This is a genomic window from Arthrobacter sp. G.S.26, assembly GCF_050847375.1.
Classification (GTDB): Bacteria; Actinomycetota; Actinomycetes; order Actinomycetales; family Micrococcaceae; genus Arthrobacter.
Genome location: NZ_CP193752.1, coordinates 2,368,874 through 2,386,135 on the forward strand (window position 1 = coordinate 2,368,874; position 17,262 = coordinate 2,386,135).

General features: G+C 66.4%; 15 protein-coding genes and 2 tRNA genes. 6 read left to right on the forward strand and 11 right to left on the reverse strand.

Translation table 11 applies throughout. The features are described from left to right. Positions 1-13 precede the first annotated feature (13 nt). Positions 14-2,635: a valine--tRNA ligase gene (gene valS, locus ACRB8A_RS10780; RefSeq protein ID WP_432244685.1), complete on the forward strand. Its 2,622-nt coding sequence runs from the start codon at positions 14-16 to the stop codon at positions 2,633-2,635. 394 nt (positions 2,636-3,029) lie between these two features. Here the strand turns inward: valS and ACRB8A_RS10785 are convergent, their stop codons facing one another. The 6 genes from ACRB8A_RS10785 to ACRB8A_RS10810 all read right to left on the reverse strand — a co-directional run bounded on the left by ACRB8A_RS10785 (position 3,030) and on the right by ACRB8A_RS10810 (position 8,274). Then, positions 3,030-3,644 (reverse strand): DsbA family protein, encoded by a 615-nt coding sequence (locus ACRB8A_RS10785; RefSeq protein ID WP_432244686.1) that lies wholly within the window; start codon positions 3,642-3,644, stop codon positions 3,030-3,032. 68 nt (positions 3,645-3,712) lie between these two features. Continuing rightward, positions 3,713-4,993, reverse strand: coding sequence for an ATP-dependent Clp protease ATP-binding subunit ClpX (gene clpX, locus ACRB8A_RS10790; protein ID WP_050684726.1), 1,281 nt, complete (start codon positions 4,991-4,993; stop codon positions 3,713-3,715). Between the two features lie 178 nt (positions 4,994-5,171). Beyond that, entirely contained in the window at positions 5,172-5,831 is a 660-nt protein-coding gene (locus ACRB8A_RS10795; protein WP_050684778.1) for an ATP-dependent Clp protease proteolytic subunit, read from the reverse strand. A gap of 35 nt (positions 5,832-5,866) precedes the next feature. Further along, positions 5,867-6,490 carry an ATP-dependent Clp protease proteolytic subunit gene (locus ACRB8A_RS10800; protein ID WP_050684727.1) on the reverse strand — a complete coding sequence of 208 codons (624 nt, stop codon included), beginning with the start codon at positions 6,488-6,490 and terminating at the stop codon, positions 5,867-5,869. 231 nt (positions 6,491-6,721) lie between these two features. Next, the gene (gene tig, locus ACRB8A_RS10805; RefSeq protein WP_050684728.1) at positions 6,722-8,116 is read right to left on the reverse strand and encodes a trigger factor; all 1,395 of its coding nucleotides are present in this window, start codon (positions 8,114-8,116) and stop codon (positions 6,722-6,724) included. Between the two features lie 83 nt (positions 8,117-8,199). Beyond that, positions 8,200-8,274: transfer RNA gene (locus ACRB8A_RS10810), tRNA-Pro, on the reverse strand. A 143-nt stretch (positions 8,275-8,417) separates the two neighbouring features. Between ACRB8A_RS10810 and ACRB8A_RS10815 the strand changes: the two genes are divergently transcribed. Continuing rightward, positions 8,418-8,491: transfer RNA gene (locus ACRB8A_RS10815), tRNA-Gly, on the forward strand. A gap of 48 nt (positions 8,492-8,539) precedes the next feature. Here ACRB8A_RS10815 and ACRB8A_RS10820 read toward each other — a convergent pair. The 3 genes from ACRB8A_RS10820 to ACRB8A_RS10830 all read right to left on the reverse strand — a co-directional run bounded on the left by ACRB8A_RS10820 (position 8,540) and on the right by ACRB8A_RS10830 (position 11,078). Then, positions 8,540-9,496 carry an Fpg/Nei family DNA glycosylase gene (locus ACRB8A_RS10820; protein ID WP_432244687.1) on the reverse strand — a complete coding sequence of 319 codons (957 nt, stop codon included), beginning with the start codon at positions 9,494-9,496 and terminating at the stop codon, positions 8,540-8,542. Beyond that, positions 9,496-9,990: a ribose-5-phosphate isomerase gene (locus ACRB8A_RS10825; RefSeq protein ID WP_432244688.1), complete on the reverse strand. Its 495-nt coding sequence runs from the start codon at positions 9,988-9,990 to the stop codon at positions 9,496-9,498. Before ACRB8A_RS10825 ends, ACRB8A_RS10820 begins: the two co-directional genes overlap by 1 nt. Before the next feature lie 71 nt (positions 9,991-10,061). Continuing rightward, positions 10,062-11,078: a hypothetical protein gene (locus ACRB8A_RS10830; protein WP_432244689.1), complete on the reverse strand. Its 1,017-nt coding sequence runs from the start codon at positions 11,076-11,078 to the stop codon at positions 10,062-10,064. 166 nt (positions 11,079-11,244) lie between these two features. On the opposite strand from ACRB8A_RS10830, the gene pepN reads away from it, so the two are divergent. Together pepN and ACRB8A_RS10840 are read left to right on the forward strand one after the other, a co-directional pair. Continuing rightward, on the forward strand, positions 11,245-13,797 hold the full coding sequence (gene pepN / locus ACRB8A_RS10835) for an aminopeptidase N (protein ID WP_432244690.1): 2,553 nt from the start codon (positions 11,245-11,247) through the stop codon (positions 13,795-13,797). 10 nt (positions 13,798-13,807) lie between these two features. Then, complete coding sequence (locus tag ACRB8A_RS10840; protein ID WP_432244691.1) at positions 13,808-14,284, forward strand: OsmC family protein; 477 nt, start codon at positions 13,808-13,810, stop codon at positions 14,282-14,284. Here ACRB8A_RS10840 and ACRB8A_RS10845 read toward each other — a convergent pair. Continuing rightward, positions 14,281-15,276: an epimerase gene (locus tag ACRB8A_RS10845; protein WP_432244692.1), complete on the reverse strand. Its 996-nt coding sequence runs from the start codon at positions 15,274-15,276 to the stop codon at positions 14,281-14,283. The two genes, ACRB8A_RS10840 and ACRB8A_RS10845, sit on opposite strands and share 4 nt — an antisense overlap. Before the next feature lie 66 nt (positions 15,277-15,342). On the opposite strand from ACRB8A_RS10845, the gene ACRB8A_RS10850 reads away from it, so the two are divergent. Continuing rightward, positions 15,343-16,026: a mechanosensitive ion channel family protein gene (locus tag ACRB8A_RS10850; protein ID WP_050684734.1), complete on the forward strand. Its 684-nt coding sequence runs from the start codon at positions 15,343-15,345 to the stop codon at positions 16,024-16,026. A gap of 1 nt (position 16,027) precedes the next feature. Further along, on the forward strand, positions 16,028-16,471 hold the full coding sequence (locus ACRB8A_RS10855) for a globin (RefSeq protein WP_050684735.1): 444 nt from the start codon (positions 16,028-16,030) through the stop codon (positions 16,469-16,471). An 87-nt stretch (positions 16,472-16,558) separates the two neighbouring features. Here ACRB8A_RS10855 and ACRB8A_RS10860 read toward each other — a convergent pair whose 3' ends face one another. Then, positions 16,559-17,218: a hypothetical protein gene (locus tag ACRB8A_RS10860; RefSeq protein WP_050684736.1), complete on the reverse strand. Its 660-nt coding sequence runs from the start codon at positions 17,216-17,218 to the stop codon at positions 16,559-16,561. Positions 17,219-17,262 lie beyond the last annotated feature (44 nt).

Consider the following 17,262-nt stretch of genomic DNA (forward strand, 5'->3'; position numbering starts at 1 on the left):
GAACAATTGGCACATGGCTGAAGATAAACAGGGTACAGACACGCCCACCACCGCGCCCATCAACGTTCCGGACAAGCCGGCCCTCGAAGGCCTCGAAGCTGCCCTCACGCAGCGCTGGCTCACCGAAGGAACCTACAAGTTCAACCCCGACACCACCCGGGAGCAGGTCTACTCGATCGACACTCCCCCACCCACGGCCTCCGGTTCCCTGCACGTGGGCCACATGTTCTCCTACACCCAGACCGACGTCCTGGCCCGCTACCAGCGGATGACCGGCAAAAACGTGTTCTACCCCATGGGCTGGGACGACAACGGCCTGCCCACCGAACGCCGCGTGCAGAACTACTACGGCGTCCGCTGCGACCCGGCCATTCCGTACAACGCCGGGTACCGCCCGCCGGCCGAGCCCGCCAAAAACCAGCGCGACTTCGACGTTGTCTCGCGCCGCAACTTCATCGAACTGTGCGAGGAACTGGCAGTTGAGGATGAGAAGGTCTTCGAGAACCTCTTCCAAACCCTGGGCCTGTCCGTGGACTGGAACCTGACCTACCGCACCATCGATGACAACTCCCGGGCAGTGTCCCAGCGCGCCTTCCTGGCCAACCTCACCAACGGCGACGCCTACATGGCCGAGGCACCCACCCTGTGGGACGTCACGTTCCGCACCGCAGTGGCCCAGGCCGAGCTTGAGGACCGCGAAGTTGCCGGCGCCTACTACCGCTACCCCTTCTTCACCGAAGACGGCGACAAAATCTACATCGAGACCACCCGCCCCGAGCTCCTGGCTGCCTGCGCCGCCCTCGTGGCCAACCCCGACGACGAACGGTACCAGCCGCTGTTCGGCAAGAAGGTCACGTCCCCGGTCTTCGGCGTCGAGGTAGAAGTCCGCCCGCACCCGCTGGCCAAGGCCGACAAGGGTTCCGGCATCGCCATGGTGTGTACCTTCGGTGACCTGACCGACGTCACCTGGTGGCGTGAACTGCAGCTGCCCACCCGGGCCATCGTGGGCCGCGACGGCCGCATCATCGGCGAGACCCCTGAGTGGATCACCACCCCGGGCGGCCGGGAGGCCTTCGAAAAGATTGCCGGCAAGACGGTCTTCAGCGCCAAGGAAGGCGTTGTGGAACTGCTCACCGCAGCCGGCCTGTTGGACGGCGAACCCAAAAAGATCATGCACCCGGTGAATTTCTTCGAAAAGGGCGACAAGCCCCTCGAAGTGGTCACCTCCCGCCAGTGGTACATCCGCAACGGCGGCCGCGATGCCGACCGCCGCGAACGACTGATCAGCCGCGGGCAGGACATCGACTTCCACCCGGCATTTATGCGCTCCCGCTACGAGAACTGGATCTCCGGGCTGAACGGTGACTGGCTGGTATCCCGTCAACGGTTCTTCGGCGTGCCGATCCCCGTCTGGTACCCGCTGGACGCGGACGGCAACCCGGACTACGACGCGCCGATCCTGCCGGCGGATGCGCAGCTCCCGGTGGATCCCGCCGCGGACGCCGCGCCGGGCTACCGGGAAGACCAGCGCGACATTGCCGGCGGCTTCACCGGCGACGCCGACGTGCTGGACACCTGGGCAACCTCATCGCTCACCCCGCAGATTGTGGGCGGCTGGAGCCGGGACGAGGACCTGCTGGCCAAGGTGTACCCGTTTGATCTTCGTCCGCAGGGCCACGACATCATCCGGACCTGGCTGTTCTCTTCGGCCGTCCGCGCGGACGCGCTGCACAACACGGCACCGTGGAAGCACGCGGCGATCTCCGGCTGGATCCTGGACCCGGACCGCAAAAAGATGTCCAAGTCCAAGGGCAACGTGGTGGTTCCCACCGACGTCCTGAACGACTACGGCTCGGACGCGGTCCGCTACTGGGCCGCCTCCGCCAAGCTTGGAGCGGACACTGCCTACGAAATTGCGCAGATGAAGATCGGCCGCCGCCTGGCCATCAAGCTGCTCAACGCCTCCAAGTTCGTCCTGAATCTGGGTGCCACGGAGGACTCTGTCGTTACCGGTGACCTTTCCGTCCTGTCCAACCCCCTGGACCGGGCCCTGCTGGCGCAGCTTGCCGCGGTGGTGGAGCAGTCCACCAAGGCCTTCGACAACTACGACTACGCCCGTGCCCTGCAGATCACCGAGAGCTTCTTCTGGCAGTTCACGGACGACTATGTGGAGCTCATCAAGGACCGTGCCTACGGTGCTGCCGGCGAAACCGAGCAGGCTTCCGTGCTCGCGGCGCTGGCCACCACGCTGGACACCCTCCTGCGGCTCTTCGCCCCGTTCCTGCCGTTCGCCACCGAAGAGGTCTGGGGCTGGTGGCGCACCGGCTCCGTGCACCGCGCGCCGTGGCCGGCCGCACTGGAGGTTCCCGGGGGGGACACCACCATGCTGGCCACGGTGGGGGTCGCGCTCAGCGGCGTCCGCAAGGCCAAGTCGGAGGCCAAGGTCAAGCAGCGCACGGAAGTGCTCGCTGCCACGATCTCCGCCTCCGCAGCGCTGACCGCCCAGCTGGAAGCCGGCCTGCAGGACCTCAAGGCAGCCTCCAACGCCCGCGACATCACGCTGGTGGTGGGTGACGGCGAACTCACGGTCACCGACGTGGAGCTGGCGCCCACCGAGGAGCCCGCCAAGGCCTAAGCCGGCTCATTCCGGGTATATCCGGGCAAAGGGGAAGCCCCATCAGCGTTTTGCCGTTGGTGGGGCTTCGACTTTTCGGCCATCCGGTGACGCTTGATGGTCTGGCAGGATCCGCCGATTTCCAGGTCTTCCTGCCACGTCACTGGCAGCTTGCATCCGGCTGTGCCAAGGGCTGCGTCAGATGCATATCACTGGATCTTTGGTTCCTGCGTCCTCCCTCTTTCGAAGGTGGTACCTGCAATTGTGGTCCTGCCCTGGACCAATGGCAAGAGCCCCGGCAGAACTACACGAGAGTAGTTCTGCCGGGGCTCTTGTGCCCCAACTGACTCGCAGTTGTTGTCGTTATGAGGGCTCAAAACGACAACAACTGCGAGTCAGTTGGGGTGGAGGTGGTTTAGCCGAACTGCGGGTCTTCCGTGCGGCTGCGCTTCAGTTCGAAGAAGTAGGGGAAGCCTGCCAGGGCTGTTGTGGCGTCCCAGAGTTTCCCGGCGTCCTCGCCACGCGGGATGCGGGTAAGGACAGGGCCGAAGAACGCGGTGCCGTTAAATGCCACCACGGGGGTGCCAACGTCCTGGCCCACCAGGGAGATGCCCTCTTCGTGGCTGGCGCGGAGTTTGGCGTCGTGGGCGTCGGTATCCGCAGCGTCAGCCAGGCCGGCCGGGAGGCCGCATTCGGCCAGCGCCTTGGTGATGACCAGGGAGCGGTCCTTCTCCCCACCTTCGTGGATCAGCGTTCCCATGGCATCGTAAAGGGCCTTGACCACGGATTCGCCGTGGGCTTCCCGGGCCGCAATAATGACCCGGACCATTCCCCACGCGTTGTCCATGGACGCCCGGTACTTGGGGTCCAGGTCCCGGCCCTCGTTCAGGACGGCAAGGCTCATCACGTGCCATTTGGTTTCGATGTTGCGGACGGTTTCGACTTCGCCGATCCAGCGCGAGGTGATCCAGGCAAACGGGCACAGCGGATCGAACCAGAAGTCGGCAGTGTTTTTGGCGGATTCAGTCATGGGAAGGTCCTTCAGTAACGGGCGGCTGCGCAGGGGGCAGCCACAACTGATGTGGGGGGTTGAACCGGTCAGGCGGACTTGCGGCGTTTGGTGACGTGTTGGATGAGGGTTGGCTCGGCGCCCTTCAGAACAACGTCAGCGGTGATCACCACGCTGGCTACGTCCTCCCGGCTGGGAAGGTCGAACATCACGGGCAGGAGGACTTCCTCCATGATGGCCCGCAGGCCGCGGGCGCCGGTGCCCCGGTCCAGGGCCTGGTCCGCGATGGCATCCAGGGCGGCGTCGTCGAACACCAGTTCGGCGCCGTCAATCTGGAACATTTTCTGGTACTGCTTCACCAGGGCGTTCTTGGGTGTGGAAAGGATCTGGATCAGGGCGTCCCGGTCGAGGTTGGAGACCGTGGTGATCACGGGGAGGCGGCCGATGAATTCGGGGATCAGGCCGAACTTCAGCAGGTCTTCCGGCATGACCTCGCCGTAGGAATCGATTTTTTTGCTGGCTTCGTTCAGTGGGGCGCCGAAGCCGATGCCCTTGCGGCCGGAGCGTGAGCCGATGATCTCTTCAAGGCCGGCAAACGCGCCGGCAACAATAAAGAGGACGTTGGTGGTGTCGATCTGGATAAATTCCTGGTGCGGGTGCTTCCGGCCACCCTGCGGCGGAACGGACGCAACGGTGCCCTCCAGGATTTTCAGCAGGGCCTGCTGGACGCCTTCACCGGACACGTCACGGGTGATGGACGGGTTTTCGCTCTTGCGCGAGATCTTGTCGATTTCGTCGATGTAGATGATGCCCTGCTCGGCCTTTTTGACGTCGTAATCGGCGGCCTGGATGAGTTTCAGGAGGATGTTCTCGACGTCCTCGCCCACGTAACCGGCCTCGGTAAGCGCGGTGGCGTCCGCGACGGCGAACGGGACGTTCAGCCGGCGGGCCAGGGTCTGGGCGAGGTAGGTCTTCCCGCAGCCGGTGGGCCCGATGAGGAGGATGTTGGACTTGGCGATCTCAACGTCGTCGTGGTGCCCGCCTTCGGCGAGGCTTCCGGCCTTCGGGGCGTGGCCCGACTGGATCCGCTTGTAGTGGTTGTAAACGGCGACGGCGAGGGACCGTTTGGCGGGTTCCTGGCCGATGACGTATTCCTGCAGGAAGTCGAAGATCTCACGGGGTTTCGGTAGCTCGAAACTGCCCAGGTCTGCTACTTCGGCCAGTTCCTCTTCGATGATTTCATTGCAGAGTTCAATGCATTCATCGCAGATGTAGACACCTGGCCCGGCAATGAGCTTGCGCACCTGCTTCTGGCTCTTTCCGCAGAAAGAACACTTCAGCAGATCCGTGCTCTCGCCAATCCGAGCCATATGGAAACCCCTTTTAGAATCTTGCTGCCGGGCAGCCTTGCGCCGATGCTGGAATCTTCACCACCCGGCATGGCCGGTGTGACACCTTCCACTCTAGGTCACATTCGGTCCCAAAGGGTGGAAGGCAAAGGCCGGTGGGGCCAAATGACGGCGGTCCCACCGGCCTTGGGCCGAACTGCTACCTGGTAATTGCCTGTGCCTTGATCTTTCGGGAGTCAAGGACCTGGTCGATCAATCCGTAGGCCTGCGCCTCGGCTGCGGTCAGGATCTTGTCGCGCTCGATGTCGTTGTTGACCTGTTCGGAGGTCCGGCCCGAGTGGTGGGCCAGGGTGTCCTCAAGCCAGGAGCGCATCCGCATCACTTCGGCAGCCTGGATCTCGAGGTCCGAGGCCTGCCCGCCCTGCCCGCCGGACAGTGCCGGCTGGTGGATCAGGACGCGGGCGTTGGGCAGCGCCAGGCGCTTACCCGGGGTGCCCGCCGCAAGCAGGACCGCTGCGGCACTGGCGGCCTGGCCCAGGCACACGGTCTGGATCTCGGGCCGGATGTACTGCATGGTGTCGTAGATGGCCGTCATGGCCGTGAACGATCCACCCGGGGAGTTGATGTACAGGGTGATGTCGCGGTCCGGGTCAGTGGACTCGAGCACCAGCAGCTGGGCCATGACGTCATCGGCGGAGGCGTCGTCAACCTGCACACCGAGGAAGATAATGCGGTCCTCGAAGAGCTTGGTGTACGGGTCCTGGCGCTTGAAGCCGTAGGGGGTGCGCTCCTCGAACTGGGGCAGGACGTAACGGCTGGACGGAAGATTTCCGGCAGACCACCCGAAGTTGTAGTTCATGTTCATAGCTCCTGATCTGGGTTTCTGGGTGCCGGTTAGTTCGAAGCGGCGGAGTCGCTGCCGCTGCCGCTGGCAGTTCCGCCGCCACCGGCCACGGATCCGGCGTGCGCCGCAATTTTGTCGAAGAAACCGTAGGCAAGGGCCTCGTCAGCCGTGAACCACTTGTCGCGGTCGTTGTCCTTGAGGATGGTTTCCACGCTCTGGCCGGTCTGGTCGGCTGTCAGTTCGGCCATGACCTTCTTCATGTGCAGGATCAGCTCCGCCTGGATCTTGATGTCCGATGCGGTACCGCCGATGCCGCCCGAGGGCTGGTGCATCAGGACACGTGCGTTGGGAGTGGCGTAGCGTTTCCCCTTGGTGCCGGAGGAGAGCAGGAACTGCCCCATGGAGGCTGCCAGGCCCGTGGCGACAGTAACGACGTCGTTCGGGATGAACTGCATGGTGTCGTAGATGGCCATGCCGGCCGTCACGGAGCCGCCGGGAGAGTTGATGTAAAGGTAGATGTCCTTTTCCGGGTTCTCGGCGGAGAGCAGCAGCAGCTGCGAGCAGATGGCGTTGGCGTTGTCGTCACGCACCTCCGAGCCGAGCCAGATGATCCGCTCCTTGAGGAGGCGGTTGTAGATGTAGCTATCCTGGGCTGCAGGATCGACGGTGGCCATCCGGGGTGCCTGTGGGTGCTGTGACATGTTTGCTTACCTCTCACTGGTGACGGTGACATCACTGAAAATCACTACTTGGACACTAACCCGTTTCAGCGGCGAATTGTTCGCGCACCGACGGCTGTTCGCTGACGGCGCACGATCGGCGAACCATGGGCTGCGTGGGGCTCTTTAACGCGAACGGCCCCCGGATCATTGATCCGGGGGCCGTTGGTTACAAGGTGCTGAAGGCTAGGCCTTGGCCGCTGCCTTCTCATCTTCGGCGGGAGCTTCTGCAGCCTCGGCATCGGCGGTTACGGCCTCTGCTTCGTCAGCTGCGGGAGCTTCGTCTTCGCCGCCGGGGCGGACGAAGTCGCTCAGGTCAACGGTCTTGCCGTCGGTGTCGGTCACGGTGGCCTGGCCGAGGACAACAGCCAGTGCCTTGCGGCGGCGGACCTCGGAAACCATCATGGGGACCTGGCCGCTCTGATCAATGATCTGGGCGAACTGGTTCGGGTCCATGCCGTACTGGCTGGCGGTGGTGACGATGTAGTCGATCAGCTCGTTCTGGCTGACGTCCACTTCTTCCTTTTCGGCGATGGCGTCGAGGATGATTTCGTTCTGGAAGGCGCGGGCGGTGTTGACCCGGATCTCCTCGCGGTGCTCCTCGGTGTCATGCTCGCCTTCACCGTGGCCATTGCCCTCCTTGAAGTGGGCTTCGAGCTGCTCTTCGACGACCGAATCCGGCACGGGAACCTCAACGAGCTCAACGAGCTTGTCCAGGACCTTGTCGCGGGCTTCGACGCCCTGCTCAACAACCTTGGAGTCGGCAGCCTGCTTGGCGAGGTCCTCACGGAGCTCAACAAGGGTGTCGAACTCGGAGGCGAGCTGAGCGAAGTCATCGTTCGCTTCGGGAAGTTCGCGTTCCTTGACGGCGGTCACAACAACCTTGACCTGTGCTGCTTCGCCGGCGTGCTCGCCGCCCACCAGAGTGGTGTTGAAGATGGCGTCCTCGTCGGCGCTGAGGCCGGTGACGGCTTCGTCGAGGCCCTCGAGCATGGTGCCGGCGCCAACCTGGTAGGACAGCCCGGACGCGGTGTCCACATCGTCGCCCTCGATGGTGGCGGTGATGTCGATGGTGAGGAAGTCACCGTCGGCGGCGGGACGGTCCACGGACTTGAGCGTGCCGAAGCGGCCGCGCAGTTCGTCCAGGGCCTTGTCCACGTCCTCGTCGGAGGATTCGGCTGCAGCAACCTCGACCGTGATTCCGGCGTAGTCGGGCAGTTCAATCTCGGGGCGGACGTCAACCTCGGCGGCGAACTTCAGGCCGCCGTCGGTGGCGGTGGGGTCCGGAACCTCGGTGATTTCAACCTCGGGACGGCTCAGCGGGCGGATGCCGGATTCCTGCACGGCGGCCTGGTACCAGCCGTTGAGGCCATCATTGATGGCGGTTTCCAGGACGTAGCCGCGGCCGACGCGCTGGTCGATGAGCTTGGCGGGGACCTTGCCCTTACGGAAACCAGGAACCTGGATCTGCGAAGCAACGGTCTTGTAGGCCGAGTCGATGCTGGGCTTCAGTTCTTCGAAGGGGACCTCAACATTGAGCTTGACCCGCGTGGGGGTGAGGTTCTCGACAGCGCTCTTCACGGTCTAAGTACTCCTGGGGTTGGGGGATGGATTGTCAATCAAACGCATTTTTCTGTCCGGGCCTGGCGGTCCGGGCGGCAGAGTCGGGGTGACAGGATTTGAACCTGCGACTTCCTGCTCCCAAAGCAGGTGCTCTAGCCAAGCTGAGCTACACCCCGTAAGTGCACAGGCAAGTCTACGGTGATACGCGCCCAGTTTGCACATTTGACACGTAGGCCATCGATTAGGTTTAGTTGTATCCGGCTTGAACAGCCAGCCCGAAGATTCCCGCCCACGTACATAGTGGAATGGAGCTTCCTTCGGGGACGTAGCTTAATGGTAAAGCCTCAGTCTTCCAAACTGATTACGCGGGTTCGATTCCCGTCGTCCCCTCCAACAAAAAGGACCCCTCGCCTGTGGGGTCCTTTTGTATTTGGCGTGCCGTCAGGACTGCTGGCAGACCGGGCACCAGTACAGGTTGCGGCCCACCAGTTCGGCGGTCAGGACCACGGTCCCGCAGACCCTGCAGGGTAGCCCGTTGCGTTTGTAGACGTAGTGCGCGTCCGCCCGGACGGGAATGGCAGCGGTTTTCGCGGGCAGCGACAAGGTGCCGTCCGCGCTCCTGACCCGGCCGGTTTTACCGTTCCGCCGGGTCCAGTATTTGGCGGCCGTAGTGATGATCCGGCCGTCCGCCACCCCGTCGGTCATCAGGCTGACGACGTCGCGCCACAGCTTGCGCGCGGCGGCGTCACTGAGCGACCCGCCGGGAAGGTAGGGGTCCAGCCGCTGCCGGAACAGCACCTCTGCCCGGTAGACGTTCCCCACCCCGGCGATGATCTTCTGGTCCATCAGGAGCGTGGCGATGGCGGGTTTCCGGCCGGCCAGGTTCGCGGCGAAGCGGCCCGCATCGCCGCGGAGGTTCCGCAGCGGGTCCGGGCCCAGCCGGTCCAGGACGGCCTGTACCTCCGCTTCGGTAATGGTTTCGCACGTCGTGGCGCCGCGGAGATCCGCCCAGCCGTGGGGGCCGGCCAGGCGGACCCGGACGGCCCCCACCGGAGCGGGCGGGCCTTCGTACGGCAGGCCGCCGTCGTCAGGGTCCGCCGTGGTTTCCCGCTCCCCCACCCTGCGGGGCGCACCGATGCTGGAAGCACCGGCGAAGCTGCTGTCCCCGCCGAAGCTCCACGCGCCGTACAGGCCCAGGTGCACGTGCAGCACCAGCGCGTTCCCGAAGTGCAGGAACAGGTGCTTGCCGTGGGCTTCGGCGGCAACCATGGTGTGGCCGTCAAGCAGCGCGGCGCCGGCGCTGAACCGGCCCTGGGGGCTGGTTACGGTCAGGGCCTGGCCAGTGAAGACGTCGCCGAACTGCCGGGCCAGGCGCCGGACTGAATGCCCTTCCGGCACTAGTCGATGACCTCGCCGGTGGTTTCATAGGCCGCGATCTTGCCGATCCGGCGCACGTGGCGCTCGTCGTTGCTGAAGGGCTCGGCCAGGAACGCCTCGATGAGGGCGGTGGCTTCCTCGACCGTGTGCTGGCGGCCGCCCACAGCCACCACGTTGGCGTCGTTGTGTTCCCGGGCCAGGGTGGCCGTGGAATGGTTCCAGGCGAGGGCGGCCCGGACGCCCCGGACCTTGTTGGCGGCAATCTGCTCGCCGTTGCCGGAGCCGCCCAGCACGATGCCCAGCGCGTGGACGCCTGCTTCCTGGTCCGCCACAACGGCGCGGGCGGCGTTGATGCAGAAGGAGGGGTAGTCGTCCAGGGCGTCGTACTCCTTGGGTCCGTGGTCCACCACGTCGTAGCCCGTTGCGGTGAGGTGCTGGACCAGGTGGGCGCTGAGTTCCATGCCCGCGTGGTCGGTGGCAATGTGGACCCGCGGGTAGGCAGGAGTAGAAGTCACGAGCTTGAATCCGTTCGGTTTGGGGGCGCTGCGGCCGGCCCCGGGAGCAAGGGAACAACAGGACAAGAGTACTAGGACGGTGGTTGCCCGGCGGCGGATGTCGGTCCGCTCCGCCTGGCCCGTTCGGCCACCCGGGTGAGCACATCGGCCAGCCTGGCGGCGGTTGCCTGGCTGCCGCCGCTGACGGCCAGCCTGCCGCCGTCGGTTTTGCGGACGACGACGGCGGGTCCACTGCTGACGAGCAGGGCTGCGGTGCCGCGGTGGTGCCGGTAGCCCCACCCGCCGTAGTCGGCGGCTTTCAGGTCCGACGCGGCGGCGGTGGCGATGGCCCCCGCGGGGACGTCCATCACGGGTACCACGCCGGCCACCAGGACTTTCAGGCCGGCCCGGTCCGCGGTGACGCGGGCAAAGAGGAAAGCGGCCGCGAGGGCTGCAACCAGCACCAGGACAGCACCGAGCCAGGGGACAGCGATGGCAAGCAGGGCCGCCGGGAACAGGGAACCGATGCCGATCATCACAAAGACCGAGCTGCGGGCGTGCACCCAGAAGCGGATGGTGTCCGCCGCCAGCTCTGGATCCAGTTCGCGGGCGATCGCCGACTGCAGGGCACGGTCATCGTCCGGGGACCACTGCCGGTCCGCCTTGTAGACGAACGCCATGATGACGCCCAGTGCCACGGCGGCGCCGCTGCCGCTGGCCAGGACGATCGCGTCGACGTGGGAGTCGCGGGCGTCCGCCAGGCCGGCCTGGCCTACCATTCCGGCGGCCAGGACCGTGGTGATGAACAGGGCGAGGAAGAGCCCGGCGCCCATCATGATGCGCCGCATCAGCACCGGCCTGTTCAGCGGCACGGCCTGGAGCAGAACCAGCCAGCCGCAGGCCACCACCAGGGCTGCCCCCCACCCCACGTAGGCGCCGAACGGCGCAAAGGAGGCGCCGCCGTCGGCCGTCCACCGGATGGCGAGCGGCTCCGGAAGGTCAGGCCGCAGCAAGGACGCGGACACCACAAAGGCAACGGCGAGGAGGACAGGGAACCCCAGCGCAAAGCGCAGCGCCTTGGCATCCACCGAATCCCGGAACTTTCCCATGCTCCAACGCTACTCCCGCCCTGGCCGCCCGAGGTCCCGGCCGGCGCGGCCGGTGGCTGTGACCGGCGCAACTTGCCATGGGGGCAGGCAGTGCAAGAATGATCAGTGCCAACGCCGGCCACCGCCGGCGGCACACCAACTTCTCTGGAGGACCACTTTGCCGGGCATGAACCTGACTCGCGCCGAAGCACGCGGCCGCGCTGACCTGATCACCGTCGATTCCTACGAGGTCAGCCTGGACCTGACCCGGGGCGGAGAGGTCTTCGGCAGCACCACCACCGTGGCGTTCGGGGCCGTTCCCGGCTCATCCACCTTCATTGACGCCGTTACCCGCACCGTGCACAGCGTGACCCTCAATGGCCGCAGCCTGGATCCCGCCACGGTCTCGGACGGCGTCCGGATCCAGCTGCCGGACCTGGCGGAGCGGAACGAGCTCACCGTGGTGGCCGATGCGCCGTACATGAACACCGGTGAAGGCCTGCACCGGTTTGTGGACCCCGTGGACGGCGAGGTGTACCTCTACACGCAGTTCGAGGTTCCCGATTCCCGCCGAATGTTTGCCGTGTTCGAACAGCCCGACCTGAAGGCCACGTTCGCCTTCACCGTCACCGCCCCGTCCCACTGGGACCTGATCTCCAACTCCCCCACCCCGGCGCCCGAGCCTGCCGAGCCCGGCGACGACGGCGGAGCTCGGTCCGTGTGGACGTTCGCGCCCACCCCGCGGCTGTCCTCCTACGTCACAGCCCTGATCGCCGGGCCGTACCAGTCGGTCCGGTCCGAAGTGACCAGCTCCGACGGGCGGGTCATCCCGCTGGGTGTTTTCGCCCGGAAGTCCCTGATGCAGTACCTCGACGCGGAGAACATCTTTGAGCTCACCCGGCAGGGCTTCGGGTTCTTCGAGGCCCAGTTCGGTTGCCCCTACCCGTTCGAAAAGTATGACCAGCTGTTTGTGCCCGAGTTCAATGCGGGCGCCATGGAGAACGCCGGTGCGGTAACCATCCTGGAAGGCTACGTGTTCCGCGGCAAGGTCACCGGCGCCCAGGTGGAGCGCCGGGCCATCACCGTGCTGCACGAGCTGGCGCACATGTGGTTCGGCGACCTGGTGACCATGCGCTGGTGGAACGACCTGTGGCTCAACGAGTCCTTTGCCGAATACATGTCGCACCTGGCGGCGGTGGAAGCCACCTCCTTCACCAGTGCCTGGACCACGTTCGCGTCGGTGGAGAAGTCCTGGGCGTACCGCCAGGACCAGCTGCCAACCACCCACCCGATCTTCGCCGACATCAACGACCTGCAGGACGTGGAGGTGAACTTCGACGGGATCACCTACGCCAAGGGCGCCTCCGTGCTCCGGCAGCTGGTGGCCTGGGTTGGGCCGGAGCAGTTCATGGCCGGAGTGCGCGAATACTTCGCGAAGCATTCCTGGCAGAACACCGAGCTCAGCGACCTCATGGTGGAACTGGAAAAGGCCAGCGGCCGGGAACTGGACAGCTGGGGCAAGCAGTGGCTGGAAACTGCGGGCGTCAATACGCTCACCCCGGAACTGGACGTGGACGCCGACGGCACCATCACCTCCTTTGCCATTGCCCAGACTGCCGTTCCGGAGTGGCCCACCCTCCGCCCGCACCGGCTGGCCGTTGGCTTCTACAACCTCTCCGCCGCCGGAAAGCTGGAGCGGGTGCACCGCGAGGAACTGGACGTCGACGGCCCCCGCACCGAGGTGCCTGCCCTGGTGGGCCTGGCCCGTCCTGACCTGGTGCTGGTGAACGACGACGACCTGGCCTACGCGAAGGTCCGGCTGGATCCGGCGTCCCTGGCCACCGCCACGGCCCACCTCAAGGACTTCGCCCAGAGCCTGCCCCGGACCCTGGTGTGGAACTCGGCCTGGGACGCGGCCCGGGACGGCCAGACGCCGGCCCGGCAGTACGTGGGGCTGATCCTGGCGAACGTCGCCGCCGAAACCGATTCGTCGGTGATCCTGGTCCAGCTCCGCCAACTGGCGACGGCGCTGAACTTCTATGTTTCCGGGGATCACCGCGAAGCCACCACGGTGGCGGCGGCAGACACACTCTGGGACCTCGCGGGCAAAGCGCCCGGCGGCTCCGACGCCCAGCTGCAGTTCATCAAGGCTTTTGCGCTCCACGCCGGAAGCGCCACTCAGCTGGACACCGTGGCGGGGCTGCTGGCCGGTTCGGTCACGCTGGAAGGGCTCGCCGTTGACCAGGACCTGCGCTGGGAACTCGTGGCCTCGCTGGTGGCAGGCGGCCGGCTGGACCAGGACGGAATCGACGCCGAGCTGGCACGCGACAACACCGCCAGCGGGCAGAACGCCGCGGCGCTGGCCGGGGCCGCGATCCCCACGGCTGCGGCCAAGGCAGCAGCCTGGGAGTCGATTGTGGTCAAGGGCAGCCTGTCCAACGCCCTGCAGGGCTCGGCGGTGGCCGGGTTCATGCGGGTCCGGGACCGGTCCCTGCTCGAGCCGTACGCCGAAAAGTATTTCGAGGCTGTGCCGGGCATCGTCGAAAACCGGACCCACGCACTCGCCCAGCAGATCGTCGTCGGCCTCTACCCCGCCCTGCTGACAACGCAGGCCACCGTGGACCGGACGGACGCGTTCCTTGCCGGCCTTCCGGCGGAGGGCGCCGCGCTGCGCCGCATGATGCTGGAAAACCGCGACGCCGTGGCGCGTGCGCTGCGGGCCCGTGCCGCGGACGCCTGAAGGACAGGCCGTGAAGAACCTGCACGAGCACCACTACGCCCTCGCGGTCCAATGGACGGGCAACCTGGGGACCGGAACATCCGGGTACCGCGATTATTCGCGGGACCACAACGTGCTGATCCCCGGGCTGCCCGTCCTCAAGGGTTCGGCCGACCCCACGTTCCACGGGGACCGGGAGCGCTTTAATCCCGAGCAGCTGCTGCTGGCTGCCCTGGCGCAGTGCCACATGCTGTCCTTCCTGCATGTGGCGGTGCTGCACGGCGTGACGGTGCTGGATTACCGCGATGAGGCCACCGGGATGATGCGGCTGAACCGGGACGGCAGCGGCCAGTTCGAGTCCGTGACGCTGAACCCTCAGGTCACCGTGGCCGACGCCGGGCAGGCCGGGCTGGCGGAAACGCTGCACCATGAAGCCAATAAGGTGTGTTTCATCGCCCGGAGCGTCAACTTTCCGGTGCAGCACCGGCCGGTGACGCTGGTGGCCTAGGGGCCGTTCGTGAGGGCGCCGACCAGGCGGGCCTCGGTGGCGGGGCTGAGCCCCGCTTTCCGGGGCCGGTCCAGACCGCGGTGCCGCTCGTCCAGCAGCGTGTCTTCGACGGTCTCCTGCCAGGGCCGCAGCGTCAGGCCGGCCGCCTTCGCCGCGGTGTTGCTGCGTGCCATAAAACCGTCGTTTCCTGGCGGGAGCCACAGCGGCAGGGAGTCCGGTCCGGCCCAGTACGCCACGCCTTCCGCGGCCAGGAACTCCACGTTAGCTTCCCCTGTTCCGCCGCGGTGGCCGGCCGCCGCACGGGACGCCTCGATGTAGCTGCCGAAGGGGACGGCGTCCCCAATGGCATTGAGGGTTCCGGTGGTCCCCTGCTCCGCTGCCTGCAGGAGCCAGGCCGCCAGGTCCCGCGCGTCGATGATCTGGGTGGGGTGGGCGGCGATGGCCGGGACCAGGACGGGGCTGCCGCCCCGGGCGAACCTGCCCGGCCAGTAGCCGTACCGGTCAGTGCTGTCGCCCGGGCCACTGATCAGCCCGGCCCGGCACAGGTGGGCCCGGCCTTCCGTGGCTGCCAGGGTGGCTGCCTCGATGGCTGCCTTCGCCGCACCGTAGGTTTCCGGTGTGGCCTCCGCACCGGCAGGCAGGGACGGCAGCAGCGCGGCGTCCTCCGCCGCACCCGGGACCGAGTTGTCGGCGTAGACGGAGCTGGTGGAGACGAAGGTCCAGTGTGCAGTCCGGCCGGCAAGGGCGGCCAGCGCGCCTTTCGCCAGGGCCGGGTCGCGGGCCACGTCGATGACCGCATCCCAGTCCTGCCGGGCGGCCCCGGCATAGGCTTCCGCTCCCAGTGAACGGTCCGCTTTAAGCCAGGTGGCGCCGTCGGGCGGGATCCGCGTGGTTCCGCGGGCCAGGCAGGTGACACGGTGCCCCAGGGCCACCCCCTGCCGGACGATTTCTGCGGACAGGAAGGCGGTACCACCCAGGACAAGAATGCGCATTGGTCCACCGTACGGCGCTAATGTTGAAAGCGAACAGACCCCCACCCCAAGGAGCATTTCCCCCTTATGGTCAGCATGATGTCCATCCTTCCCAACGCAGCGTCAGAACCCAACGGCATCAGCCTCACCGGAATAATCATCAGCATCGGCATCGGGATCGCCTTTTGGCTGATCGCCACGTTTGCGATTGCCCGCATCACCAAGCGGGTGGCGGCCGGCAGCAACTTCTTCAAAAAACGCACCTTCAAGTGGGTGGCCCCGGCGCTGCGTGCCCTCGACCACGAACGGCGGGTACAGCGCGCGGAAACCATCGGTTCCCTGCTGAACAGCATCGTGGGGGTGCTGGTGGTGGTGATCACCAGCATGTACGTGCTGCAGAACCTGGACATCAACATCGCGCCGCTGCTCACCAGCGTGGGCATCCTGGGTGTGGCCATCGGCTTCGGCGCCCAGCAGCTGATCCGTGACTTCCTTGCCGGGATCTTCATCACCATCGAGGACCAGTACGGCATCGGCGACGTCATCGAGACCAGCGAAGTTGTGGGCGTTGTGGAGTCCATGGGCCTGCGGATCACCCGGGTCCGGTCCGACGACGGCGCCATCTGGTACCTCCGCAACGGCGAAATCCTCCGGGTGGGTAACAGGTCCCAGGGCCGGTACGTGGCCCCCGTGCAGGAACCCGCCGCGGGCCTGATGGCTCCGGCCGAGTACGCCGAACCACGCAAAACCGAACAGAAAGCCGGCGAATAGCATGAGTCTCCCCCTGGAGCCGCAGCGGCCCCTGATGCAGAACGATCCGTTCAGCAAGCCCGGGTACACGGACAATTTTTACGACGCCGTGGGCGGCCACGGGACGTTCGTGAAACTGATCGACGTTTTCTACGACGGCGTCGCCACGGATCCGCTGCTCCGGCCCATGTATCCGGAGGAGGACCTGGCGCCGGCGAAGCGCCGCTTCCTGATGTTCCTGGAGCAGTACTGGGGTGGCCCCACCACGTACGGCGAGGAACGCGGCCACCCGCGCCTGCGGATGCGGCACATGCCGTTCCAGGTCACGCCCGAAGCCAAGGACCGTTGGCTCTTCCACATGCGCACTGCCGTGGACGCCCTGGCCCTTCCGCCGTTGTACGAGGGCACGTTGTGGGACTACATGGAGCGCGCGGCGCTGTCCATGGTCAACAGCCCCTCATCCTGACCGGGCGGCCGGGCCGGTAGCCTGCCGAGGCGCCCGGGGCCGGGGCCCGGTTCAGGCGCGGTTGCCGGCTTCGGCCGGGGCCGCTGTTCAGCCGAGGCCGCTGCCGGTGCGGGCCAGCACGTGGCCGCGGTCGCCGGAGACCCGGAACCAGCGGCCGGCCCGGAACAGGGCCTGCTCCCCGGTTCCGAGGAAACCCAGGGTCAGGGCGGCGAAGGCAGCCCCGGCCGGCAGCCCGCTGCCGTCCAGGTCACGCCCCCACACGGCTGCGCGGGCGTTGTTGACGATCAAGGCGCCTGGTTTGTCGGGGACGATGCCCGCCACTTCGGTGATGCCGGCTTCGGCCGCAGCACGCAGGTCGGCGTCGCTGATGCTGCCAATGCGTTCCCACCCGCCGCGGGGCGCACTGACTCCGGTCCACGATTCGGCGACCGTGGACGGCGGAACCGGCAGGTCGACGTCGTGCTCCCCCGCCCGCGCCAGCCGGTCCAGGACCGCGCTGATCGGCACAGTGACGTCCGTGCCGGACGGCTGGGCCAGCGCCATGGTGCGCAGGCCCAGGATGGTGGGCGTCGATTCGCCCAGAGCGCGGGGCCGCAGCACACAGACGTAGGCGGCCAGGACGGTGCCGGCGGCCTGCAGCCGGATGGCGCCGTCATCAATGGCCTTGGCGCGGGTGGCGAAGGTCTTCAGGTCCGCGAGATCCCGCGGGTCGGCGAAGCGGAAGGATGACGTAAGCAGATCAGACACACCAAGAACACTACCGGCTGCCGTCCGGTTGAGCCGCTTCGGGG

Coding starts and splice junctions, on each gene's coding strand:
- valS (WP_432244685.1), top strand. CDS start 14: ATGGCTGAAGATAAACAGGGTACAGACACGCCCACCACCGCGCCCATC.
- ACRB8A_RS10785 (WP_432244686.1), bottom strand. CDS start 3,644: ATGACTGAATCCGCCAAAAACACTGCCGACTTCTGGTTCGATCCGCTG.
- clpX (WP_050684726.1), bottom strand. CDS start 4,993: ATGGCTCGGATTGGCGAGAGCACGGATCTGCTGAAGTGTTCTTTCTGC.
- ACRB8A_RS10795 (WP_050684778.1), bottom strand. CDS start 5,831: ATGAACTACAACTTCGGGTGGTCTGCCGGAAATCTTCCGTCCAGCCGT.
- ACRB8A_RS10800 (WP_050684727.1), bottom strand. CDS start 6,490: ATGGCCACCGTCGATCCTGCAGCCCAGGATAGCTACATCTACAACCGC.
- ACRB8A_RS10830 (WP_432244689.1), bottom strand. CDS start 11,078: ATGGGAAAGTTCCGGGATTCGGTGGATGCCAAGGCGCTGCGCTTTGCG.
- pepN (WP_432244690.1), top strand. CDS start 11,245: ATGAACCTGACTCGCGCCGAAGCACGCGGCCGCGCTGACCTGATCACC.
- ACRB8A_RS10845 (WP_432244692.1), bottom strand. CDS start 15,276: ATGCGCATTCTTGTCCTGGGTGGTACCGCCTTCCTGTCCGCAGAAATC.
- ACRB8A_RS10850 (WP_050684734.1), top strand. CDS start 15,343: ATGGTCAGCATGATGTCCATCCTTCCCAACGCAGCGTCAGAACCCAAC.
- ACRB8A_RS10855 (WP_050684735.1), top strand. CDS start 16,028: ATGAGTCTCCCCCTGGAGCCGCAGCGGCCCCTGATGCAGAACGATCCG.